Raw genomic sequence first — 22726 nt, 5'->3', positions numbered from 1 at the left:
TGTCGCTTGTCCTGAACTAACAGTTCACCTTAACCTTTTACTGCACCGATCGTAATGCCCTGTAGGAAATAACGTTGCAGTGAGAAAAACAGAATGATCATCGGCAGCGCACCAATTGTTGCCCCTGCCATCATTGCGCCGAAATCCGTTGATTCGGCAAATACGAACGAAGCCAGCCCCACCTGAACGGTGCGCATCTCGTTGGAGTTAGTGATCAGGAATGGCCAGAAGAATTCATTCCACGAAGCTACAAACGTGAAAATCGCCAGCACCGCGATCCCTGGCTTCGCCATCGGCAGAATCACTTTCCAGAAGATGCCGAACTCACTGCATGCATCAATACGTGCCGCATGAATCAGCGATGTGGGCAGCGTTGACATGAACTGTTTCATCAAGAAAATGTTGCCCACACTGACCGCAGCAGGCAGAATAATGGCCGTATACGTATCCCCCAGGTCAAACACGTTGACCATCAGAATATACAAGGGAATCAGGGTCACCTGTGCCGGAATCATCATCGTCCCCAGCAAGGTCCAGAATACCGCCTGACTTCCCGGGAATTTCAGTTTGGCGAACGCATATCCCGCCAGGGAGGCGAAGAATACATTCGTCACGGTTAGAATGACCGAGATGAGCAGCGAGTTGTACAGCCAGCGCCAGGCATCAGTTTTGGCAAAAAAGCGCTCATATGGTGATAACGACAGCTGCTCCGGGATCATCTGCGGTTTGAAGGAAGCCGACATCGCACTATCCTGCACCGAACCGACTAGCATCCAGTACATCGGAATGACCGTCACCAGTGCCCAAACCACCAGCAGAATGGATGCAACGACAAGCAGTGTCTTTTTCTGTGTTGATTTCATGGATTTCATTCACCCCCGGATGCTTAATGCAACGTGCTCTAATAGTACGTGTTTTGAACTACCTCTAATACTCAATATCGCTGGAGAAATATTTGAACTGGATGACGGAGATAACAATGATGATAATCGCCAGTACGAACGACTGTGCAGAAGCCAATCCGAACTCATAGAACTTGAATGCCGTCTCATAGATCAGATAAGCGATCGTTGTTGTCGCAAAGTTCGGTCCACCCTGTGTCATCAGATATACCGATATGAACACCTGGAAAGACGTGATCACACCTGTCACGAGCAGATACAGCGTCGTTGGTTTGAGGAGCGGCCATGTAATCTTGCTGAACTGGGTCCAGCCGCTGGCATGATCAATATCCGCCGCTTCGTACAGTGATTTCGGAATACCGCCCATGGCTGCCAGATATAGAATAATGCCCGCTCCGTGCGATCCGAGCCAGTTCATCAGAATGAGTGAAAAGAGTGCCGTTCCCGATTGGCCCAGCCAGATCACCGGATCAAGGCCTAACAGGCCAAGGAAGCGGTTCAGCAGTCCCGAATCTGTCGGGTCAAAGATCGCCAGCCATACGATGGAGATGGTTACTCCGGATGCTACCGCAGGCAGGTACAATGTTGCTTTGAAGAACGTCTGCCACTTGCTTTTCATCTGGTAGATGAAGTAGGACAGTACAAAAGTAATGAGAATATTGACCGGTACCGTACCTACAGTAAAGATGAGTGTATTTTTAATCGACTTCCAGAACGTCTCATCTTTCACCAGTCGCTCGTAGTTATCCAATCCAACCCACGTCGAGTTCATAATGTTGTATTTCTGGAAGCTCATCACGAGAGCCGTCAGAACGGGATACAGTGTGAAAATGAGAAACAGCAGGACAGGCGCCAAAATAAACAAATACGCCCACCCGTAGTCTCGCCAAAACCGGGCAACCCGGGAAGTCCGGGGCACAGACGGTTTTGGCGCAAGGGCGGTCTGCATGGCGAATCCTCCTCTCCTAATCAGTGTAGTTTTGCGTTATGTTGTATGGTCCGAGTTATTGTCCAAACATCTGCTGGCCTTTGTTCTTGAAGTCTTCTGCGATCTGCTCCGGTGTCTTCTCACCCGAGAACAGCGCCTGAATGTTAGGCTTCACAACTTGTTCCTTGAATTGTTTTTGCTGTGATGCTTTGTCGATATCCAGTTCCAGTACAACCGGCATAGCGATATTCTCTGCCATGACTTTTGCAGCAGCCAGATTATCCGGTTGACCAAGTTCTTTTCCTTTAAACAGATCCACCTGGGATTGTCTTACGAATGGAAGCGCCAGTTCATTGGCCGAGTTCCCTGCTTTGGCACCACTGAGTGCCTCCATAACCAGGAACGTATTTTTAGCATGCTGTTCACCTTTGTCCTTCTTCTGTTTGAAGGCTACATACCCTTCGCCACCCATCGTTGTTGCCGCAGGTTGATCATCATTATGCGGTACAGGCAGCAGGACAAAATCAATTTTCTCCCCTTGTACCTTGCCGTCATCAATATCCTTGTTGCGGTTCTGAATCATCACATCATAATAAGGAATCGCTTTGGAGATGATCGCCGTTTCACCCGCGTAGAACATATCCGTCCGTTTTGCTGGAGCAAGAGCAGCCGTTTCTTTCGGCATATAACCTTGATCCATCAGATTTTTGATAAAAGAGAGAGTATCCAGAATGCGACCATCATTCCATTGGAATGTGCCAGCTTTATCGAGAACGTCAATCATGCCGTTGTTTCGGGACAACATTTCAATGAAATCAAGCGAGGTTCCGTCGGTAACCAGTGCATATTGTTTAGCCCCACCATCCAGCGTTTTGGTCAGCTTGGCTGCGGCAGCGTTGAATTCGGACCAGGTCCAGCCATTTTGCTGAATGGATTTCCAGTCAATACCCGCTTCCTCGAGAATGCGTTTGTTGCCACCCCATGCCCATTGGAATTGATACAACGGCATTCCGTACTGTTTCCCTTGGATCTGGCCTAATTCAAGCGTACCTGGCAGATAGTCATCCTTGATCTCAGGTGTCAGGTAGTTGTCCAGCTCAAGTGCCAATCCCGTATTCACATATGTGCCATCTACACTATGAAAGTAAAGATCCGGCGGGTTGCCCGCGTTTAGAGCGACATCGAATTTTTTGGGCCCTTCCGCCCAGGAGAGCATTTCCGTCTTCACGGTAATGTTCGGGTGTTCTTTATTGAAATCAACGATCAGATCCTTCAGTTCATCTTCATATGTCCCATGTACTGGATAAGTCCATACGGTCACCGTATCTTCTGCATTGGGATCATCTGAAGCAGCGCCCCCGCTATTCCCGCAGGCAGTAACCCAGACCATCATCAACAACATTGCCCATACCAGACCCTTCTTTTTCATCCCTTCATCTCCTTCGCGTGTCGTCTCCCGATAATTGCATTGCCTAACCATGCTACCCCTTTTGAAATCATCCATCCTTAAACGACTTAACAGATTATTGAGCGTGGCAGTAAGGAAAATGCACCTCCCTTATGGATTAGACCTGAACGTACGCAGGATTAATCTCTTAAATGCAATATTAACGTCAACTTAGTTAACATTAACAGTATTAATTCCTTCCAAAATTGTAGATTGAGTTCATTATATGAGCTATGAAATAAAAATTCAACATTATTTTTTATTATAAAATTTAATTTTACTTTTTCATTTTATGCCTCTATACTATGTAAAAAGAAAACTCAAGCAATCGAGGTGAGCCACTTTGCGAGTATATGTAGGCGTAGATGGAGGCGGTACCAATACTGATGCAGCAATCATTTCTGAGTTTGGCGAAATTCTCGCCCGGCTCAGCGGCGGTCCCACAAATCCTCACAGCGTACCACTGGAACAGGCCCTTTCCGAACTGCAACGAGTGCTGGAACAGCTATTTGATCTAAAAAGTGATTTATCGACAAATTGTGAAGGTATATGCCTCGGCATGTCAGGTGTAGATACGATCCAAGAACGGCAACTTATAGCCGACGCAGTTAATAACTATATGAAGAGTCGGAATCGACAGGGATCAGAAGGGTGTCCAGTCTGGGTTGTATCCGAAGGAGAGATTGCTCTGATGGCCTCTCTCGGACATACTCACGGTGTATTGTGCATCTCTGGAACAGGATCCATCGTGTACGGATTTACGCTGGAAGGAGAGCGATACCGTGCAGGAGGCTGGGGTCATCTGCTCGGAGATGAGGGGAGCGGCTATCGTATTGGGCAGCGTGCACTCCAAGTGGTAATGCAGAGCTATGACGGTGTTCTTCCTCCAACCCGTTTAACCCCCCTTCTTCTAAAGAAACTGAACCTTCGGGATATATCGGAGTTAAAGGCACGGGTGTACCAGACGGATTGGGGCAAAACCGAGACCGCATCCATCGCCCGTCTGGCTATAGAGGCTGCTGAATCCGGGGATGAGGCCGCCCGGGCACTGATCATCGATGAGGCCGCACAATTGGCGGATACCGCCAAGGCGCTGATTGCCCGTCATCCCGAATTTGCATCCACTCAGGTTGTCCTGTCTGGATCATTGTTTCGATACGCTGCACTTTTCCGAACTACATTTATCCAGAAGTTATCGGGATATTATGAAGAGTTGGACTTTGTATATCGTGAAGATGCCCCTGCTCCAGCGATTGGTGCAGCACAACTGGCAAGAATACGCTGTTCCTTGAATGAATCATTTTAAAAGAGAGAAGGAGGCCATACGGATGAATCACATGCTGAACTCACTACTAACGGAACAACCCAATCCACTAACGGATCATATAGATGAATTGCCTTCGGCAGAAATTATGGAGCTAATTAATAAGGAAGATCAACGGATTGCGGAGCTCATTCAGCCCCTGATTCCGGTCATTGCTCAAGCGGCGGACCTGATTTTGAAGGCCTTTCAATCTGGCGGCAGGCTATTTTATGTAGGTGCAGGTACCAGTGGACGATTGGGAATACTTGACGCTTCGGAATGCCCTCCTACTTACGGAACCCCTCCCTCCATGGTGCAGGGTATTATTGCAGGAGGATTCAGGGCAGTGAAGGACCCGGTTGAAGGTGCTGAGGATAGCGAGGAATTGGGAGCCGCAGACCTTGATGAACATGGAATAGACGAAAACGATGTCGTGGTTGGCATTGCAGCCAGTGGCCGGACGCCGTATGTGCTGGGTGCGATGAGACACGCCAAGGAGATCGGAGCTACTGTAATCAGCCTGAGTAACAACGCAGGTACGCCGATGACCCTTTTGGCTGATGTGAGCATCGAGGCTGTTGTCGGCCCAGAGGTTGTCATGGGTTCAACACGTATGAAGGCCGGCAGCGCCCAGAAAATGATTCTGAACATGCTCACCACTACTGCCATGATTCGTCTGGGCAAGGTTTACCGTAATTTCATGGTCGATCTGAACCCTTCGAATGAAAAACTTGTCCATCGGGCCAAACGCATGATCCATCTGGCAACCGGAGCGAACGAAGCGGACATTGAACAGGTTTTTGCCGGTGCAGACGGTCATGTAAAAACAGCAATCGTCATGCTGATGGCAGGCGTGGACGCCGTGGAAGCTCAGCGAAGACTTGATCTGGCTGACGGATTTGTCCGCAGCGCCATTGCGGGTCCTTCCTGAGCCGTACAGAAGTATTCCTAGAGGTTGAAAGAGAAGAGCCCGACATTAGTCTGGGCTCTTTTTATAATTTTTTTATACTAAAAGCGAATATAATCCGTCAAAAAATCCCCTCCTGTATAAACAGAAAGGGATTCATATGGTTCTACTTCACTTATGCTCCAGAATAGCCTGCCGACTCTTCTCCAAATATTCCACCGACTGGTTGTAGTCGCGGCTGGCAATCGCCAGATACAAAATGTCGATCACGTTCAGCTGTGCGATGCGTGACGAAGTTGCTCCGCTCCGGATATCGCTTTCGGTGGAAGTAATCATCAGGGGTACATCCGCCAAACTGCTGAGTGTATTGCTCCCCCACTTGGTAATGCTAATCGTTGCAGCGCCGCCTTCACGAGCATGCTTCAGACAGGAGATCACGTTCGAAGTCTCCCCTGAATACGAGATACATACCACCGCATCATCTTCGCGAAGCGTCGTTGCGGACGAAATCTGCATATGCGGATCGGCGAACGAAAAGCTTGTGCGATTGATTCGCATGAACTTGTAGTGTGCATCCAGCGCAATCAGGTTGGAGGCCCCCACCCCGTAGAAAAAGATCCGGTTCGCCCGATGAAGAACATCCACTGCCCGCTCCACCAGACGCGGGTCCAAAATATGAACGGTATCCTTCACCGACTGAATATTGTTTGCGGACACATGCTGAATAATGCTCTCCATGGAGTCCTGGGGACGAATCTCCGTATATTGGTATTGCTCACCTGTCTGCAAATCTCCGGCAATCTTCAGCTTCAGCTCCTGGAAACCCGTTACACCCAGTGATTTGCAGAGACGGATAATGGCAGCCGGGCTGCCACCGCTCCGTTCAGACAGCTGTGCCACCGAGGACTGAACCGTCTCTTGGGGATGATCGAGAATGTAAGCACCGATCTTCCGTTCCGACGGTGTCAAGTCATCCATTAATGCGCGTAAACGTACAAGTCCACCTTTCATGCCTTCCATCCGCTCCTCCTTTCCGTACTGCCTTCATGTACAAGCATTTTATCCTATAATTCCAATAGAGTCTAATTGATTAAACGCCCTTGCTTATTCAACTCATTCAAAAGCCATGCTGCACTACAGTGTCAGGTTGCCCGATATTACGGCGTGTTTCGCGCCGGTTACTGCCGGGAGCGTGTTGGTTCTGCCCATGAGTGCCTCATGGCCAAGGAGGGCAAATCCAATCGCTTCACGGGCATCATCTGGTATACCATAGTCCGCTGTTCGCTCCAAACGGATGCCTTCCGGAAGTCTCTGACGGATCATCTCCATTAACGTAGCATTGGAAGTGCCTCCACCGCAGGCGAGCATGGCCGATATGTGCACCTTGGGCAGGATAAAATCCTTCACTGCACGCACGATCGTCTCCGCGGTCAGACAAGTGGCGGTAGCCAGCGTATCCTCCAGGGATAAAGAACGCGCAGCGGCCATCTCCATCAAGCGTACTGCATATGCTGCACCGTACACTTCACGTCCGGTACTCTTGGGAGGCAGCCTTTTGAAATAGGTATCGTCCAAACACAGATCCACCAGATCCTGATCAAACTTTCCTTGTGCGGCGATGCTTCCATTTGGATCATAGTGCTGCCGCCCACCAGTCGCCTGGCGTACGATCGCGTCCATCACCATATTGCCAGGTCCCGTATCAAAAGCCGAAATGCCTTCATTAGAAGACGCTGATGGCAGCACCGTAACGTTGCCAATACCACCGATATTTTGCACCAGACGTCCTTCCTCCGGACTGCGGAACATCAACGCATCGGCATAAGGGGTAAGTGGCGCTCCCTCCCCGCCAGCCGCCATATCCCGTGCCCGCAAATTGCCGATCACTGGCAGGCCCGTTCGTTCACGTACAACGGCGCTTTCGCCAATCTGCAACGTGGACACTACTGGAAGACTCTCGCCTGCTGGTCCTGGAAAAGCCGAGGCTACTGGTGCATGCCATACAGTCTGTCCGTGCATGCTGATCGCATCCACCTGACCGGATGAGATTCCTGAGGATCGAATAAGCTCTCTGACACTCTGAGCATACCACTCCGATACGCCAAAATGTGCAGCCGTCAGCTCATCCACACGTGCCGTCTCCGGTGAACATAGTCGAATCAGCACTTCTCTCAATTCATTGGAGTAAGGTACGCAGACGAAGTCAACCAGATCGATCTTTTGCAATGCCCCGCTGTCATCTGTCAGAATACGCACCAATGCCGCATCCGTCCCGTCGAGGGACGTGCCTGACATCAGTCCAATGATGTAATGCTCCCGTTTCAAGCGATATTGCTCCCACATCGGATAGCTGCCTGTATCCATCCATTCACAACCTCCCGCCAGACCCGATGAACACGTCATCCTGCCATAATTTCACCCAGTATATGATATAAAATTTCACAAGTCAAATATTTTATGAAATTTAATTACACTCTTCCAACCATAGCGACTCTTTGTCCGAAATGAAATGCTCACAAGATGCTTCTATAAATAAAAATAGATAAATAACGATCAAAAAAGAAACATTTTTACAATTTTACCGTTTATATAACGAAGGTATATTTTGGAATCGATATGTTGAGGGTTATAAACTGTCTCTAGCGGAAGGAGATACCAAGATGAACAACGCTGCTATTTGGTTTTCAACTGTGTTATTACTGGGGGGATTGACGACTACATCGTCATCTATTGTTGGTGCCAAACCAGCTGCACCAGAACAAATTTCACAACGTTCCGTTAATGCGCCTTCTGTAACTCCTTCCATCTATTCAAGCGTCACACCTTTTAAAAAGAGCAACAGTACCAACAAAATCATCTTGAAGGGAGGAAATATTACTTTAACCGCTACTACAGTGAGATTGGAAGGTATGCCCACATTTGAACAAAACGTAATTCAATCCATTGTCGTCACCAAGGGGAGCCAGAAATATACGATTGAAACGAGTGACTTGGAGGACAATTGGCTCGATATCACAAGTGTTGTTGCCTCTAACTCCAATACATGGCTTGCTATACACGCAGAACGTAGCTCAGGAAACACTCTGATGCTGCTTAACCTTCAAACGGGTGAAGTGACGGAATTAAATGATCGATTGAAAAAAGCAGGCAAGAAAAACATAGAAACGATTGCCGACTATAACTGGGCACCCAACGAAGATCAGATAGCCTTCTCTTACGGAGATCCCTCCAAAAGCTCAATAGCCATCTACAATGTTCAGAAAGAGAGCTTTGTATACCTACCAAGGGCAACCAATTATATTAGTACCAATCTGATTTTGTGGCAAAAAAACGGAAAAATGCTAGATTACATCAGTGAGTACCCGTCTGATCAAATGATACTTTATAGGTATAGCATAGAGAGTAACAAGGTGAAGCCTTTTAAGAAAATCAGCCGTAATGAGTTTGCCGAATGGTTTAAGCTGGATAAGTATTCCATACAGTAACGATCTAAATAGTAGAGGTGCATAATGAAAAAATCGATTTTACTCCTGTTTTTGAGTCTGTTCTTGCTGGTTGTACTCCCTCATCAGGGAAATGCGGCTGCAAGCACGTCGAAAATCTTCTTGGACGGCGAGGAATTAATCCTCCCAAGTGACGTTCAGGTGACCATCGTGAATAAGAATGTTATGATTCCGATTCGTGTCGTTGCCGAAAATTTGAAATTCAAAGTGGATTGGAATCAAAATACACGTAATGTAAAGATCCAGCAAAATGACAAGACGATTTCTTTAACCGTTGATCAAAAGCAAGCCATGGTCGCTGACAAGCGAGTTACCCTGAACACAGCTCCACTCATTTTAAATAACACCATGGTGGTACCCATTCGATTTGTCAGTGAACAAATGGGACTCAACGTGAAATGGAACAACAAGGAGAAGATTGTATACTTAATCAACACCGCCACCAGTAAAGAGCTCAATGTTGAGCCGGGCAACGGTTCAGGAAACGGTAACCCAGCATCGCTAACACATGTTACCGATATCCAATTTGCCAACAATCAGCTCGTCGTGTCTATGGATGGTGAATCCAAACCAGTGATGACGACTTTGAAGAATCCCGATCGTCTGGTCGTGGATCTGCCCGGAGCAGTGTTTGGTGATCTATCGCAACCTTTGAATCAAAACATGAATGGTAAATTGGATGTGGACGCATACCCCAATGTAACGGAAGTTAGATATTCTCTTTTTAAACAAGACCCTGGTCAAGTTCGAATTGTCGTTGAATTGAATCAGGTGAAGGATGTACAGTACAGCCAGAACATCATTGCCGATAAACTAATTATCGATCTAAATGTTTCGGGAGATAACGTCACACCCGTTCCTGTAACTCCTGTAGGCGATTCAGGACGCAAGGTTGTTGTCATCGACCCAGGCCATGGGGGTAAAGATCCAGGTTCAACCAGCATCACCAACAAACCCGAGAAAGAATATAATCTGGCATTGGCTCTCAAAGTACAAGCACTGCTTCTCAATGAGCCGGATATCGAATTGGTGATGACTCGTGACGGTGATACTTATCCCACTCGCCCGGAGCGTGTTCGGCTCGCTAATCAATTAAACGCGGATGTTTTTGTATCTATCCATGGCAATAATGTGGAGTCCTCACCCCAGGCGACAGGTACAGAGACGTTCTACTATCAACGCAGCAGCAGCAAGGAATTAGCCAATATCATTCATCAACGTTTGGTTAAAGCCATGGGGCTCAAAGACCGTGGTGTGAAAAATGGAAACTTGGAAGTGATCAGAGATACGACCATGGCTGCAGTACTTTTGGAAGTGGGATTCCTGAGTAATGTTATGGATGAAGAACTGATGTCTTCCGATGTTGTTCAGATGAAAGCGGCTCAAGCGATAGCAGATGGGATTAAGGAATATCTGGGTATAAATTAAATGATAAAACATAATGAAAATATGCTGGAGGATGTGATCCATTGAAAACGAAATTGGGATGTGCACTCGTCTTATCCTTCTTAATGATAGTTGGCATTGGTTGTGCTCAGAAGCCAGTCAGTGAATCCGGATCGGCCGAACCTGCTGTTCAGGGAGGACAGTCACCAAACCCATCCGAAACAGAGGTGGATCTGGGCTCAATGAACACAAAAGCGGTAGATGTGTATTTCGCAGATGCCCAGGTACTGGAACTTGAGAAAAAAGAGCAGGAAATTGAATACAAGGACGATTCCGAGAAATACAAAAAAACATTTGAAGCTTTACAAAAAAATACCGATTCGGAGCTCGTATCCCTCTGGGAAAAAGTCGAATTGCTCTCCCTACAGTACGGTGAGGGCAAAGTCACTTTGGATGTTCATATTCCGGATGAGGCCAAATTGGGAACCAGTGGCGAGCTGCTTGCATTGGATGCACTGACCCAGACGATGTTTCAATACGATGAAGTAGAAAGTATCGATATCCTGGTGGACGGTGAAGCCCTCGATAGCTTGATGGGCCATTCAGAGCTGGAGCATCCTATTCAGCGCGAGCCCTAATCTAATTTTAAAGACAGCGGATGATTTCCAGATGATTCTCCCCTTGAATCATCTCCCATGCATGATGAGAAGCATAACTTCTCATCATGCTTTTTTTTATTAAAAATCCACATTCAAAAAGACGTCCCCAGGGACGCCCTACATAGATCCAATCTTTATCCAATTCAACTTACAGATACAGCTCATCTCCAGGAGATAGCGAATGCAAAATCCCTTTCCCCGAGACCGATTTTTCGCTGAGCAAGCCTTCTCTCAGTTTATCCGTCTCTGCCCGTTCCGCATGCACAAGTACCGTATGCCTCGCAGGAACCTGATGCAGCATTCTCTCGACATCCTTCCAACCCTGATGCACCTTATAACGAATTTTCCGCACCTCGCACGCTCCATGTTTTGCAGGATTCTGCAACAGCCTGTAAGCATAGGTGCCGGCAGAGACATGCCCAGTGAGCAGTACCAGATTATGTTCATCGTCCGCAAACTGGCTATAGTACCAGCGAGCAAGAGAGGACTGCATCATCCCGTCCGGAATGAACCACAAAGAGGCAGCATGTTGATGCAGTAGCCGCTCTCGATTTTCCTTTGTTACAGGCATTTCCCAACCATAACCCCTCAAAAAACGCTCAATTGCTTCCTTTACAGAGCCCGATATGTGTTCTTCCTCTTCCTTTAGCCAATATGGAGCACGTAAAAGCTGCTTCAGACCGTCCACCAGCCCTTGTTCCACTACAATTGGAACGTCCGGGAACTGCTGCTGTGCCCACAGCATGATTTCCTGACCACGACCCACTGAGGGCATAGGCATTAGCACCTTTCCACCCCGGGCAATGGTCTCATGAATGGCCTGCTCCAGCTGTTCCAGCTTGTTGGCCTGCGTATCGCGATCTGTTCCATAGGCAGCATCCATAATCACCAAATCGAGCAGGTCGGATGAAGATGCTTGGTTCACTTCGACTCCCTTGGATACGGCATAGGAATCCCCTTGCTCCACAGTTCTCCCTGCTGATACATGGGATCGTAACACCCCTTCGGATGCAGCAAAGGGGAGAGTCTGCGACGCGGATGGCTCTCCTGCCAAGACATGCCCACCATTCACGGCGGTTCGTATATCCGTTTTCCAACGTTGAGTAACCGGAGTATCGAATCCACGCTTGTTACGTGGTACCCTTGCCTGCCAGAATACATCCGCTGGACAATCCTCCTGCAAAAGCATGGATTCGGAGGTGTAATCACCGGAATAGAATATCCGCTTATCCTCGATTTCCAGCCCGAACCATACCGATCCTGCAAGATGTCCACTGCGCCCCCACACCACCGAAACGCCAGGGACCATTTCAAACCAGGTTCCACCTTCGGCTTCGTCCTCCAGAAATCGGTAGCGAATCAATTGTTCATCGCCTTCTTCGTATGGAAGGGCGTGTCCTGCCCTCTCCATATTTCTTCGCCAAGCTCTGAAGTAAGTGTCCAATTGCTCTCTGGTTTCCCGCGTCGTCCATACTTCACCCTGATACCCCAATCTATAAAGTAATGGAATAGCGACAGAATGATCCTCATGGGCGTGAGACAGCAAAACCACATCCAGCTCTTTGACGATTTCCGGTTCAATCAATGGATACTCGCCGGCTCCTTCTTTTTTCACGCCACAATCCAGCAAAAGTTGAACCCTGCTCCCTCTAAGGAGATAGGCAGAGCGCCCGTGTTCCCCGGCGCCGCCCCATACCTTCAGTTTGATCATGATGCATTCCACTTTCTCTTCGAATTCAGAACTTCAATGCCGAGCAACATCAGTACCGTCATAACGACAGTAACCACGGCCATCGCCATTCCCAATGAAACCTGACCTTGTTCAAATTGAGCAAAAATATACGTAGCTGATGTCTGCATCGATGGAGGCAAAATCAACAGTGATCCCACCAGCTCCCGCGTGGCAATGGTGAATGTCATCATCCACCCGGCCAACATACCGGGAATGATCAGTGGTAGAAGAATGCGCCGCAGAATATACAACGGTCTTCCGCCAAAGACCTGACCCGCCTGGAACAACGTTCCGTCTATCTGGGTGAAGCTTGATTTGACATACTGCACCGTGTACGGCAAGAAGAGCACCACATACGTCAGAACAACCATTCCGTACGAGTTGTACAGGGTGAACGGCATCCATGGTGAATTCCAGAACAGGATGAGACCCACCACCATGACAATGCCAGGTACCGTATTCGGCAGCAGACTGAACAGGTCAATGACACGCTGCATAAAGGAAGACGATTTACCAATCGTCAATGCAAAACCTGTACCGATAATAACCGCAACCGTTGAAGCTGCTAGTGACAGCCCTAGACTGTTCCCGATTGCTTTCATACTGACCGATCCCCAGGACAGCAATTCCCGGTAATGATCCAGCGTCAGATTGTCGAAGGACAATCCTGCGCCGCGCAGCTTCATAGTCGATGCAGCAATAATGGAGAAATACGGAATGCCCACCGACAGAATCAGCAGCAACGCGAGATACAACCCACACAACCAACCCGCTCCGCCGCGTAGGGAGTATCGTTTGGATCTCTGCCCTTTGCCCCCTACCAGACGGTACGTGAACTTCCGACTCATGGCAGACTGCATGTACCACATCACCAGACAGACCGACAGCAGCACCGATGCAAGCGAGGTTGCCTTGCCAAAATCAATCGGCCAACTGGAGATATACTTGTGAATCTCAGATGTCATGACATAATAACCGATACGGCGCCCGAAGGTGGCCGGTGTTCCGAATTCCGCAATCGTTTTGACAAAGACGAGCATGATCCCCATGCCATAGGAAGACAACAGCAGTGGCAAAATAATGCGTCTGAATCGGTATCCCGCACGTCCCCCGTGCACCGCTCCCGCTTCTTCCAGGTTGCCTCCAATGCGAATGATGGCATCCCGAAGCAACAGATATAGGAAAGGGAACAGATGTAGGCTCATAATGAGCACCATGCCCCAGAAGCTGAAGAACAACTCACTCCAGCTCGCAGCGGAGGGCACCCATTGCTGCAGGTATCCCCCTTTTTGCATAAACAGAATCCATCCCATGGAGCCGATATACGGCGGGGTCATGAACGGAATCATCAGGATTACGTCCACCCAGCGATGCTGACCCATGCGGGTCTTCGCCATCATCCAGGCCAGTGGCAATGCCAGCAGCGTTGTTACAGCTACCACGCAGATCCCCAGCCAGACGGAATTCAGCAACACCCCGGATAAATGCTGCCCGGTAATGGTCCGAATCGGAGCCATCCAATCCCACTGCCCGTCTGGATACACACTTTCCCAGAAAATCAGCAAGAGCGGTACACCAATGCTTATCGTCAGCAGAAAGAGGGCCAGAATCACGCCCACTCTCCGAAAAATACGGTTGTTGTCTATTACACCAGGTTTCACTACGATTTCACCTCACATGACTTCCACAAAACAATCGTCTCTTCACTCTAGTTGCTCTAGTTACTCAATCGTTAGGTCATAACACTATTCTTATTTAAAAGTCTCGGAGAAACGTGCCGCTGTCTCATCTCCGTGTTCACTCATCCAGTTCCAATCCACTTTAAGCTGCGGGATATCTTTCAGATTTGCCCGGTTAGTCGCCTCGATGTCTTCACGACCCGGAATCAGGTAAGCATCTGCAACGAGCTTTTGTGCCTCATCAGACAACAGGTAGTCGATAAACGCCTTGGCATTCTCCACATTCTGACTCGATTTCAGAATCGCTGCCGGTCTTGGACTGATTACAGTCCCTTCCTCTGGATATACGATGTCCAGCGGTTCACCTTTGGCTTTGGAGGAATACGCCATGTAGTCCACACCTGCTGCTACGATGCTCTTCGCTCCAGTAATAACCGGGTCAAGTGCTTCCTGATTCGCTCCTGCCATCGCAACACCATTCGCTTTGTAGCTTTCCAGCAAGTCCCAGCCCTTATCTCCATTCACACTCAGGTATCCCGTAATGAAGTCCAGTGCAGAACCGGACAGTGTAGGATCAGGAATGTTCACAACATCTTTCCAGGCGGGTGTTGCCAGCTCAGCCCAACTGGTTGGTGGCGTGGACACCAGCTTCGTATTGTAGACAATTCCAAGTGCCGAAGCACTGGAGCTAAAATAGTTGCCATCGGCATCTGACCAATCCTTGTTCAGCTTGTCTGCATTCTCCGCATCAGGATATGGGAGTGTCAGACCATCCGCTTTCAGCGCTTGTGCCGAAGGCAGGGAAGCCAGGATAACCACGTCCGCTACCGGATTAGATTTTTCAGCTTCCATGCGAGCCAGAATTTTGCCTGTCGTACCCTGGAAAATCTCCACTTCAATGCCCGTCTTGGCTGTAAATCCGCTGATGATGTTATCCGCCAGCTTCTGAGGTCCTGCACTGTACAATACCAGCTTACCGCCGGCTGGTTTTGTTGTTTCCACTGATGCAGTAGCCGTACTGCCTTCCCCAGCAGCTTGACCCGCATTCCCGGTAGTTGAATTACCTGTGCTACATCCGAACAAACTGATACTCATTACCGCTGATAATAATAGCATTGCACTTCTTTTCCGTGTTATCATACCCAACATTTTCATTCCATCTCCCTTGGTTTCTGATTATATTAGTATTCAAGTTTCTGCAAACTCACGCTGTATGCTCATCATGATCAGTTGGCTGCTGCGATGAACTCTCTAGGCTTCACATTCGGAGTGTCTTGTCCGTTCATTCGGCAAATCCGCTCCGGGGCTACATATAGCTGAACCTTCTCTCCTACGCGTACTCTTCGATCCAGATAGGCTGTCCATACACCCAGTCCCTCCATCTGCACCCGAATTTCATAACGCTCTCCTACATAACTGACACTGAGCACTATCGCCTGATAACACAGATCGTCATGACCTGTTTTGCTCCAGGAGACATGTTCCGGTCTCACCATGGACTGATTAGGCGTAAGCCAGTTAGACTTTCCGATAAACGAAGCAACAAAAGGATCGCTTGGCGATGCGTAGATCGTTTCCGGGGTTCCCTTTTGCAATATCCGCCCCTTCTCCATCACCACAATCTCATCGGACATCGACATCGCCTCAACCTGATCATGGGTGACGTACAGCGCTGTCAATCCCATATCCCGCACCAATGACATCATCTCAATTCGCATCTCTTCCCGCAGCACGGCATCCAGTGCACTTAGTGGCTCATCGAACAGGATAATCCCCGGTCTTACTGCTACCGCTCTGGCAAAAGCAACCCGTTGCTGCTGTCCTCCCGACAGCTGATGAGGATAACGATCCTCCATGCCTTGCAGGCGAACCATGCTTAGTGCTTCGGTCACCTTCTGGCGCAAATCCAATTTCTGCTTTCCGGCTTTCAAGCCGAACGCCACATTTTCGTATACGGTCATATGCGGCCATAATGCAAAATCCTGAAACACCATGCCCAGATTACGCTTATGTGTCGGTACATCTATTCGCTTCGTCGCCGAGTAAAAACTCTTGCCATCCGCGACGATTTCTCCCGCATCCGGTTGCTCCAGCCCCGCCAGCATGCGCAGCAACGTCGTTTTGCCACAGCCGGATGGGCCGAGCAGCGTCGTAAACTGTCCATGCTGAAGTGTTAAATCCGTGGGCAGCAGCGCGGGAGTGCGATTGAATGATTTTTGAATTCCCCTAATTTCCATTTTCATAAGCATCCCTGCCTGTCTTCTTGTACTGTTCTCAGTCTAACGTCCGCTTTCGCGAGTTGTATGTTAGAAATGTAAAATTGGAATTAACTTTTTAGATGAATTCTGTTGATCTTCATAGATTAAATCTATATAAGGTGATTAAAATGAATTTTTCATTTTGCTACTCCGATTACAGCACCATCTTCCGATCGCTGTTATCCCCAGATTTCCTTGATTCCCTTTACAAAGGGAGAAATCAGGGGATAAAGGCGAAGCATATGCTTCCGAAGTAGCTTTCTTTCAGAAAGCTTTTAGCTCCGCTTCTTCAGATTGGTCCTGTACTCTCCGTCTTTATGAAAAAAAACATTAATTCATCTTATATTATGGAGGCCCTGTATAAGTGAGAGGAGTGTTGAGTTCGTTGAACCTGATTAAACTGCAAATTGTTGAACTCATTGATAAACATCATCATATGACCAGCGTGGCCGAACTTCTAGGTATCAAGCAACCTACTGTTACCTTTCATATGAAGTCTTTGGAGGAAGAGATGGGGGTGCGATTATTCGAATCGCGTAGTGGAAAGACATTTCTAACCGAGGCTGGACAAGCCCTTTTACACTATTCCGTCAAAATCAATGCCCTGACCCAGGAGGCACGCCGGGTAGTACAGGAATATGACAGCCTCTATCGGGGCACCCTGCACATTGGAGCGAGCTATGTACCAGCCACGTATCTGCTGCCACCTATTTTGAATACATTTTCTCAGGAATTCCCCGGTATTCGAATTATGTTATCAGTCAAACCTTCACCCGTTATCCGCGAAATGTTGATCCGTCACCAGATTGATCTGGGTGTAATCTCTTCCGAACCGTTTGTAGGGCCGGTGCTGCAAGCAGAGACGTTGTGTGAAGACGATCTGGTATTAATCTGCTCACCACAGCATGCCTTGGCTCAGAGGGATGTGCTGAAACCTGAGCATATGGCACAGGTTCCTTTTGCACTGCATGGGGATGAATCTAGCACTCGCCGTTTAACCAACCAATGGCTGGAGCAACATGATATTCGTCTGCGGAGCACCGTTGAGATGGACTCTCTGGAAGCGATCAAGCAGTTGGTTCTACTCGGCGGTCATATCTCGTTCATGTCACGAATGGCCGTACAGTGGGAAGAGCAGCATGGACTGATCAAGGTCCTCCCCATTCCGGGGGAGCAGGCTCCGCGGCATATTTACACCGTCCACAACAAGGATCGTCATCCTTCCGTCCAGGTCAACCGCTTCAAGGAAGTACTGCGGGACATGAGCCACAGCATCTCTCTTTTTAATTCATGATCCCGCTATCCCATATAAACTATCGCTTGGCATTCATCAAATCTATGCAGGGTTAACGCAACGAGCCCTTCCATTTAATCGCTTTCATATACTCGGACGATAAAGTGGGTCTGTACGTTAATCCAGCCTAGGGAGTGATTGGTTTTGAAAAAATGGAAAAAGGTAACCGCCTCATTCATGCTGAGCATCGTGACATTGGGAAGTGGACTGACGTTTCTGGAAGCACCACAGGCCTCAGCAGCAGCAAACGCCGTTCCTGCTTATGAAGTGAAGTTCCTGGCTAAGCCGGAGCTGGTATTGAACACAGATGGGACACCACGCAGTGAAGTCATTCAGACACTTGGCTTGAACTCCACAGCAAGAAACATTAGTGCAGAGTATTTCGACACTAACGCACTCAATCTAAATCAAGCAGGATGGGATGTCCGTTTTCGGAAGAAGGATGACAAGAACAATTATGAACTGACTTATAAAAAGCGCTATCCTGTCATCAATGGTGATGTTAATGCGGCGTTGACTCTGGCTTACCAAGAGGGATTTAATGCGTCAGATGATAACTACGAGGCTGAAATTGACTGGGGATATGGCAAACAAACATTAAGCTTCTCCAACACGAAAAAGGTGGATACCAACGCTACAGGCGTACAACTTCCATCACAGCAGGAAGCCTTGAGCATGTTATTGGACAAGCTGCCTGGCAAATTAAAAAACTGGTCCTCCTCCAACTGGGGTAAACAACAACTCACGGCATCCCGTGCCTACGGCCCGGTAACGTTCCAACGTTATGAAGGCACATGGAATGGACAGGAACTCACCCTTGAAGTATGGCCAATTCGCAACGCAGCAGGCACAGGTGTAGAGAATATCGTTGAGATCTCGTTCAAAACAGCAGATTCTACAGAAGTTTCTGGACTGCGTACTCAACTGATGCAAGTCCTAGCAAACAAAAACTGGCTCATTCCTGCCGATGGCCTGAAAACTCAGCTCATCTTGGAAAGATACTAATTGGTTGTAGCTGCCCATACCGTATAAGTCTAAGTATGGTATCTAGCGGTTTAAAGGCAACGGGGAAAATGGGCATGTCTATGTTCTTAATGAAACGAATCGAATCATGGTCTTTCCCCTTCCCATACCCTATCGCTTAAACATACAATGATATGTTTGGTTTATCTGCCCATTCAAGCCTACATCCATTTTCACCCAAAACAAAAGGAGATCAACAGGAACATTCTGTTGATCTCCTTTATTTAATATTCCTTACAGTTAATATATTTTAAAGTTCTGGGCTGTTTCGATACCAAGTGCACTCTGGATAAACGTATTGGCGACCCGCTCCACAGGAACCGGATTAAATCCAATAAACACACCCTTATATTTCTCTGCGGATTCAACAAACAGGTTAGGACTAACCGAATTCAGACGTATACCTCGCGGCAACTCATACGCTGCTGCTTTGGCAAACGAATCAATTGCACCGTTGACCATAGCACTGGATGCGCCTTTCAGAATGGGATGGTCCTGTATAATGCCGCTGACCAGCGTAAAGCTTCCCTTATCGTTGATGTAGTGCTGCCCAATCAAGACGATGTTCACTTGACCGAGTAATTTCCCCTGCACACTAATCATGTTGTTCTCAGGAGTCAGCTCCTCCAACTTCGCATAATGGGTCTGGCCTGCTGCAACAATGACATAATCAATATTAGTTACCGTTTCAAAGAGGGATGTAATACTCTCAGTCGAGGTCATATCTACATGGTAATCCCCGGATTGCCTGCCAGCTGTAATGACTTCAACGGAATATTCCTGAAGCTTCGCAACAACAGCCTTGCCTAATGTTCCATTTCCTCCAATAACCAGAGCCCTTTTCATAATCCGCCTCCTTTTTATCAGTGAAAGCATGATTTGTACATTCATTGATCTCTTCATTTAAACAAAGATCACTCGCATAATCAAACTTACTTCACAATTAAGCCTAATAATCCAACAAAAGAGGCAGCCTGAGCATCAGAGATGATGCATCCGTCCAGGTCCTCAATATCCACGTGTAACCTTTCAAAGCTACAGTCACTAAGGTCCACTCCCTTAAGCTTAACCCCAGACAAAAGAGCTTGATCTATATTGCATTCAGAAAACTCCAGTTTTGGGGCTGTAGCTTGAAAGAAATCGCCACTCACCAGAGAACATTCTGTGTACTTCACCTGTTTAAACTTGGAAAATCGAAATAAAGAAAGGTCAGCTACACAGCCCTGAAAGGTTACATTTTGGAGCCTGCTATTCGAAAACTTAGTACCAAGCAATTTACAGTTTCTAAATTCTGTCCGGTGTAGGAAAGAACCGTTAAAGTCCATATTGGACAAATCACATTTATCAAAAATCACATCAGTAAGCTCAACTTCGGGGAGAGAGGACTGGCTGAAGATCACGTTCTCAAAGACCACTTTATCGAATGAAACCCTGCTGGCGCTCTGATTCTCAATAGAGATATTGGTAAATCGTCCATGTTTGATTTCTTCTTTACTCTCCCATGCTTCTAAAGTTAACGATAAGTCCTCGAGTTCCAGGGGAATCTTTGGCGTTTCTATTTTATTTTTCATAAGTCCTCCCACTATTTTCTTATTTAAGATTACTATATCAAAAAGAGCCCTTGCAATAAGCAAGAGCTCTCTTTGATGTTACCATGAAGCGGGTGATGGGAATCGAACCCACGCTATTAGCTTGGAAGGCTAAAGTTCTACCATTGAACTACACCCGCATATAAAAATCGGGATGACACGATTTGAACATGCGACCCCCTGGTCCCAAACCAGGTGCTCTACCAAGCTGAGCTACATCCCGATACTTATGAAAATAATGGCGCGCCCTGAGAGATTCGAACTCCCGGCCTTTTGATTCGTAGTCAAACGCTCTATCCAGCTGAGCTAAGGGCGCAAATATTGGAGCGGAAGACGGGAATCGAACCCGCGACCCTCGCCTTGGCAAGGCGATGCTCTACCGCTGAGCCACTTCCGCAAAATATATGGTGCGGTCGAGAGGACTCGAACCTCCACGGGGGTTAGCCCACACGGACCTGAACCGTGCGCGTCTGCCAATTCCGCCACGACCGCAAAATATAATGGTGAGTCATGAAGGGCTCGAACCTTCGACACCCTGATTAAAAGTCAGGTGCTCTACCAACTGAGCTAATGACTCGAAAAACTGGTGGAGGATGATGGATTCGAACCACCGAACCCGTACGGGAGCAGATTTACAGTCTGATGCGTTTGGCCGCTTCGCTAATCCTCCAGGATTACATGGTGCCGGCGAGAGGACTTGAACCCCCAACCTACTGATTACAAGTCAGTTGCTCTACCAGTTGAGCTACACCGGCGTATTAAGTTGTGATAAATGGTGGCTCGGGACGGAATCGAACCGCCGACACGAGGATTTTCAGTCCTCTGCTCTACCGACTGAGCTACCGAGCCACAATAAAGTTTAATCTTGGAACGTTACACTTTATCTAGGGCGTTCGGTGCCATATTGCAGATTTAGTGAACAGCTTCCTCATGTAAAGATTAAAATGGCGGAACCGACGGGATTCGAACCCGCGATCTCCTGCGTGACAGGCAGGCATGTTAGGCCAACTACACCACGGTTCCAGATCACTTTCTTGAAAGAAAGTATAATTGCGGGGGCAGGATTTGAACCTGCGGCCTTCGGGTTATGAGCCCGACGAGCTACCGGGCTGCTCCACCCCGCGTCGTTATTCAGAAATCTATATGGTGGAGGCTGAGGGGATCGAACCCCCGACCCTCTGCTTGTAAGGCAGATGCTCTCCCAGCTGAGCTAAGCCTCCATGTAAATATGACCCGTAGGGGATTCGAACCCCTGTTACCTCCGTGAAAGGGAGGTGTCTTAACCCCTTGACCAACGGGCCACAGTAACAAAATTCTATCTGGCGGAGAGAGAGGGATTCGAACCCTCGAGACGCTTTTGGCGCCTACACGATTTCCAATCGTGCTCCTTCGACCAACTCGGACACCTCTCCTGAATGGCTCCCCGAACAGGGCTCGAACCTGTGACAACTCGATTAACAGTCGAGTGCTCTACCAACTGAGCTATCAGGGAATGGTGGAGCCAAGCGGGATCGAACCGCTGACCTCCTGCTTGCAAGGCAGGCGCTCTCCCAGCTGAGCTATGGCCCCATACACTTTAGTATATCTGGTATTACTATGGGCCCTGGTGGACTCGAACCACCGGCCTCACCCTTATCAGAGGTGCGCTCTAACCAACTGAGCTAAGGGCCCCAATATATTTCCCTTTTCCTTACGAGGGGGGCAAAAAAAATACCCCAAAGGGAATTCGCTTGGCGGCGTCCTACTCTCCCAGGACCCTGCGGTCCAAGTACCATCGGCGCTAGAGGGCTTAACGGTCGTGTTCGGGATGGGTACGTGTGGAACCCCTCCGCCATCGCCACCAAACGCGATTTGTCGAAGCATTGCTTCTTGAAATCTTTGTAGAACTGAAAATCATACACACATTCTGTGATGTACCGATTTTCATTTCAGAGATTATTCTCTGAAAACTAGATCCGAAACGAAATGTGCGATTTATAACTTGCATATTGGATAAGCCCTCGACCGATTAGTACTGGTCAGCTCCATGCATTGCTGCACTTCCACCCCCAGCCTATCTACCTCGTCGTCTTCAAGGGGTCTTACATACTGGGAAATCTCATCTTGAGGGGGGCTT

The 22726-nt window shown here is 48.1% G+C and carries 18 protein-coding genes, 17 tRNA genes and 2 rRNA genes; 7 read left to right on the top strand and 30 right to left on the bottom strand.

Annotated elements, in window-relative coordinates; all coding sequences use genetic code 11:
• Positions 1–29 precede the first annotated feature (29 nt).
• From BLV50_RS22305 to BLV50_RS22295, 3 genes are all read right to left on the bottom strand, one after another.
• Positions 30–863, bottom strand: a complete 834-nt coding sequence (locus BLV50_RS22305) for a carbohydrate ABC transporter permease (RefSeq protein WP_062322342.1) — start codon at positions 861–863, stop codon at positions 30–32.
• A 64-nt stretch (positions 864–927) separates the two neighbouring features.
• Positions 928–1851, bottom strand: a complete 924-nt coding sequence (locus tag BLV50_RS22300; protein ID WP_063568019.1) for a carbohydrate ABC transporter permease — start codon at positions 1849–1851, stop codon at positions 928–930.
• Positions 1852–1906: 55 nt separating this feature from the next.
• A complete protein-coding gene (locus BLV50_RS22295; protein ID WP_072734989.1) occupies positions 1907–3259 on the bottom strand; it encodes an ABC transporter substrate-binding protein in 1353 nt (450 codons plus the stop codon).
• Positions 3260–3620: 361 nt separating this feature from the next.
• On the opposite strand from BLV50_RS22295, the gene BLV50_RS22290 reads away from it, so the two are divergent.
• Together BLV50_RS22290 and murQ are read left to right on the top strand one after the other, a co-directional pair.
• Positions 3621–4583 (top strand): N-acetylglucosamine kinase, encoded by a 963-nt coding sequence (locus tag BLV50_RS22290; RefSeq protein ID WP_090810072.1) that lies wholly within the window; start codon positions 3621–3623, stop codon positions 4581–4583.
• 22 nt (positions 4584–4605) lie between these two features.
• A complete protein-coding gene (murQ, locus tag BLV50_RS22285; RefSeq protein WP_090810070.1) occupies positions 4606–5511 on the top strand; it encodes an N-acetylmuramic acid 6-phosphate etherase in 906 nt (301 codons plus the stop codon).
• Between the two features lie 147 nt (positions 5512–5658).
• On the opposite strand, the gene BLV50_RS22280 is transcribed toward murQ, so the two are convergent.
• The gene (locus tag BLV50_RS22280; RefSeq protein WP_072735023.1) at positions 5659–6498 is read right to left on the bottom strand and encodes a MurR/RpiR family transcriptional regulator; all 840 of its coding nucleotides are present in this window, start codon (positions 6496–6498) and stop codon (positions 5659–5661) included.
• A 123-nt stretch (positions 6499–6621) separates the two neighbouring features.
• On the bottom strand, positions 6622–7851 hold the full coding sequence (locus BLV50_RS22275; RefSeq protein ID WP_090810068.1) for an anhydro-N-acetylmuramic acid kinase: 1230 nt from the start codon (positions 7849–7851) through the stop codon (positions 6622–6624).
• Positions 7852–8147: 296 nt separating this feature from the next.
• On the opposite strand from BLV50_RS22275, the gene BLV50_RS22270 reads away from it, so the two are divergent.
• From BLV50_RS22270 to BLV50_RS22260, 3 genes are read left to right on the top strand one after another with little or no spacing between them, the layout of a single operon-like run.
• Positions 8148–8972: a hypothetical protein gene (locus BLV50_RS22270; RefSeq protein WP_090810066.1), complete on the top strand. Its 825-nt coding sequence runs from the start codon at positions 8148–8150 to the stop codon at positions 8970–8972.
• Positions 8973–8996: 24 nt separating this feature from the next.
• Positions 8997–10418: an N-acetylmuramoyl-L-alanine amidase family protein gene (locus tag BLV50_RS22265; RefSeq protein WP_090810065.1), complete on the top strand. Its 1422-nt coding sequence runs from the start codon at positions 8997–8999 to the stop codon at positions 10416–10418.
• Between the two features lie 41 nt (positions 10419–10459).
• Complete coding sequence (locus BLV50_RS22260) at positions 10460–11014, top strand: GerMN domain-containing protein (RefSeq protein WP_083584818.1); 555 nt, start codon at positions 10460–10462, stop codon at positions 11012–11014.
• 169 nt (positions 11015–11183) lie between these two features.
• On the opposite strand, the gene BLV50_RS33145 is transcribed toward BLV50_RS22260, so the two are convergent.
• The 4 genes from BLV50_RS33145 to BLV50_RS22240 all read right to left on the bottom strand — a co-directional run bounded on the left by BLV50_RS33145 (position 11184) and on the right by BLV50_RS22240 (position 16689).
• Positions 11184–12746, bottom strand: coding sequence for an MBL fold metallo-hydrolase (locus BLV50_RS33145; protein WP_256338022.1), 1563 nt, complete (start codon positions 12744–12746; stop codon positions 11184–11186).
• On the bottom strand, positions 12743–14428 hold the full coding sequence (locus tag BLV50_RS22250; RefSeq protein WP_063568011.1) for an ABC transporter permease: 1686 nt from the start codon (positions 14426–14428) through the stop codon (positions 12743–12745). The genes BLV50_RS33145 and BLV50_RS22250 overlap by 4 nt, the downstream gene beginning before the upstream one ends.
• A gap of 90 nt (positions 14429–14518) precedes the next feature.
• Complete coding sequence (locus tag BLV50_RS22245) at positions 14519–15595, bottom strand: ABC transporter substrate-binding protein (protein ID WP_090810063.1); 1077 nt, start codon at positions 15593–15595, stop codon at positions 14519–14521.
• A gap of 77 nt (positions 15596–15672) precedes the next feature.
• A complete protein-coding gene (locus BLV50_RS22240) occupies positions 15673–16689 on the bottom strand; it encodes an ABC transporter ATP-binding protein (RefSeq protein WP_072735025.1) in 1017 nt (338 codons plus the stop codon).
• Between the two features lie 400 nt (positions 16690–17089).
• Here BLV50_RS22240 and BLV50_RS22235 point away from each other — a divergent pair, with 400 nt between their 5' ends.
• The gene (locus BLV50_RS22235; RefSeq protein WP_079695908.1) at positions 17090–17998 is read left to right on the top strand and encodes a LysR family transcriptional regulator; all 909 of its coding nucleotides are present in this window, start codon (positions 17090–17092) and stop codon (positions 17996–17998) included.
• A gap of 144 nt (positions 17999–18142) precedes the next feature.
• Positions 18143–19003, top strand: coding sequence for a CYTH domain-containing protein (locus BLV50_RS22230; RefSeq protein WP_090810061.1), 861 nt, complete (start codon positions 18143–18145; stop codon positions 19001–19003).
• A 258-nt stretch (positions 19004–19261) separates the two neighbouring features.
• Here BLV50_RS22230 and BLV50_RS22225 read toward each other — a convergent pair whose 3' ends face one another.
• From BLV50_RS22225 to BLV50_RS22125, 21 genes are all read right to left on the bottom strand, one after another.
• Positions 19262–19867 (bottom strand): short chain dehydrogenase, encoded by a 606-nt coding sequence (locus BLV50_RS22225; protein ID WP_063568009.1) that lies wholly within the window; start codon positions 19865–19867, stop codon positions 19262–19264.
• A gap of 86 nt (positions 19868–19953) precedes the next feature.
• Positions 19954–20592, bottom strand: a complete 639-nt coding sequence (locus BLV50_RS22220) for a pentapeptide repeat-containing protein (RefSeq protein ID WP_090810059.1) — start codon at positions 20590–20592, stop codon at positions 19954–19956.
• Between the two features lie 87 nt (positions 20593–20679).
• Positions 20680–20750: transfer RNA gene (locus BLV50_RS22215), tRNA-Gly, on the bottom strand.
• Positions 20751–20759: 9 nt separating this feature from the next.
• Positions 20760–20833, bottom strand: a tRNA-Pro gene (locus BLV50_RS22210).
• 16 nt (positions 20834–20849) lie between these two features.
• Positions 20850–20926, bottom strand: a tRNA-Arg gene (locus BLV50_RS22205).
• A gap of 6 nt (positions 20927–20932) precedes the next feature.
• Positions 20933–21007: transfer RNA gene (locus BLV50_RS22200), tRNA-Gly, on the bottom strand.
• 8 nt (positions 21008–21015) lie between these two features.
• Positions 21016–21102, bottom strand: a tRNA-Leu gene (locus BLV50_RS22195).
• A gap of 9 nt (positions 21103–21111) precedes the next feature.
• Positions 21112–21187: transfer RNA gene (locus BLV50_RS22190), tRNA-Lys, on the bottom strand.
• Positions 21188–21194: 7 nt separating this feature from the next.
• Positions 21195–21280: transfer RNA gene (locus tag BLV50_RS22185), tRNA-Tyr, on the bottom strand.
• Positions 21281–21289: 9 nt separating this feature from the next.
• A tRNA-Thr gene (locus BLV50_RS22180) sits at positions 21290–21365 on the bottom strand.
• Between the two features lie 18 nt (positions 21366–21383).
• Positions 21384–21459: transfer RNA gene (locus tag BLV50_RS22175), tRNA-Phe, on the bottom strand.
• Between the two features lie 96 nt (positions 21460–21555).
• Positions 21556–21633, bottom strand: a tRNA-Asp gene (locus BLV50_RS22170).
• 27 nt (positions 21634–21660) lie between these two features.
• Positions 21661–21734: transfer RNA gene (locus BLV50_RS22165), tRNA-Met, on the bottom strand.
• Positions 21735–21754: 20 nt separating this feature from the next.
• A tRNA-Val gene (locus BLV50_RS22160) sits at positions 21755–21830 on the bottom strand.
• Between the two features lie 9 nt (positions 21831–21839).
• Positions 21840–21911: transfer RNA gene (locus tag BLV50_RS22155), tRNA-Glu, on the bottom strand.
• A 19-nt stretch (positions 21912–21930) separates the two neighbouring features.
• A tRNA-Ser gene (locus tag BLV50_RS22150) sits at positions 21931–22022 on the bottom strand.
• 4 nt (positions 22023–22026) lie between these two features.
• Positions 22027–22102 (bottom strand) — tRNA-Asn (locus BLV50_RS22145).
• 1 nt (position 22103) lies between these two features.
• Positions 22104–22179 (bottom strand) — tRNA-Ala (locus tag BLV50_RS22140).
• A gap of 28 nt (positions 22180–22207) precedes the next feature.
• Positions 22208–22281: transfer RNA gene (locus BLV50_RS22135), tRNA-Ile, on the bottom strand.
• Positions 22282–22338: 57 nt separating this feature from the next.
• Positions 22339–22455: ribosomal RNA gene (gene rrf, locus BLV50_RS22130) — 5S ribosomal RNA — on the bottom strand.
• A 143-nt stretch (positions 22456–22598) separates the two neighbouring features.
• Positions 22599–22726 (bottom strand): 23S ribosomal RNA (locus BLV50_RS22125); the annotation flags it as partial.

Origin of the sequence: Paenibacillus sp. 276b, from assembly GCF_900107875.1 — a bacterium.
Lineage (GTDB): Bacteria > Bacillota > Bacilli > Paenibacillales > Paenibacillaceae > Paenibacillus > Paenibacillus marchantiae.
The sequence above is the reverse complement of the archived record's forward strand: the minus strand, read 5'-3'. Positions and strand labels throughout refer to the sequence as shown.

Excerpts from the sequence above, each read along its gene's own strand:
- BLV50_RS22305 (WP_062322342.1), bottom strand. The coding sequence starts at position 863 with ATGAAATCAACACAGAAAAAGACACTGCTTGTCGTTGCATCCATTCTG.
- BLV50_RS22300 (WP_063568019.1), bottom strand. The coding sequence starts at position 1,851 with ATGCAGACCGCCCTTGCGCCAAAACCGTCTGTGCCCCGGACTTCCCGG.
- BLV50_RS22295 (WP_072734989.1), bottom strand. The coding sequence starts at position 3,259 with ATGAAAAAGAAGGGTCTGGTATGGGCAATGTTGTTGATGATGGTCTGG.
- murQ (WP_090810070.1), top strand. The coding sequence starts at position 4,606 with ATGAATCACATGCTGAACTCACTACTAACGGAACAACCCAATCCACTA.
- BLV50_RS22280 (WP_072735023.1), bottom strand. The coding sequence starts at position 6,498 with ATGAAAGGTGGACTTGTACGTTTACGCGCATTAATGGATGACTTGACA.
- BLV50_RS22275 (WP_090810068.1), bottom strand. The coding sequence starts at position 7,851 with ATGGATACAGGCAGCTATCCGATGTGGGAGCAATATCGCTTGAAACGG.
- BLV50_RS22270 (WP_090810066.1), top strand. The coding sequence starts at position 8,148 with ATGAACAACGCTGCTATTTGGTTTTCAACTGTGTTATTACTGGGGGGA.
- BLV50_RS22265 (WP_090810065.1), top strand. The coding sequence starts at position 8,997 with ATGAAAAAATCGATTTTACTCCTGTTTTTGAGTCTGTTCTTGCTGGTT.
- BLV50_RS33145 (WP_256338022.1), bottom strand. The coding sequence starts at position 12,746 with ATGATCAAACTGAAGGTATGGGGCGGCGCCGGGGAACACGGGCGCTCT.
- BLV50_RS22245 (WP_090810063.1), bottom strand. The coding sequence starts at position 15,595 with ATGTTGGGTATGATAACACGGAAAAGAAGTGCAATGCTATTATTATCA.
- BLV50_RS22240 (WP_072735025.1), bottom strand. The coding sequence starts at position 16,689 with ATGAAAATGGAAATTAGGGGAATTCAAAAATCATTCAATCGCACTCCC.
- BLV50_RS22225 (WP_063568009.1), bottom strand. The coding sequence starts at position 19,867 with ATGAAAAGGGCTCTGGTTATTGGAGGAAATGGAACATTAGGCAAGGCT.
- BLV50_RS22220 (WP_090810059.1), bottom strand. The coding sequence starts at position 20,592 with ATGAAAAATAAAATAGAAACGCCAAAGATTCCCCTGGAACTCGAGGAC.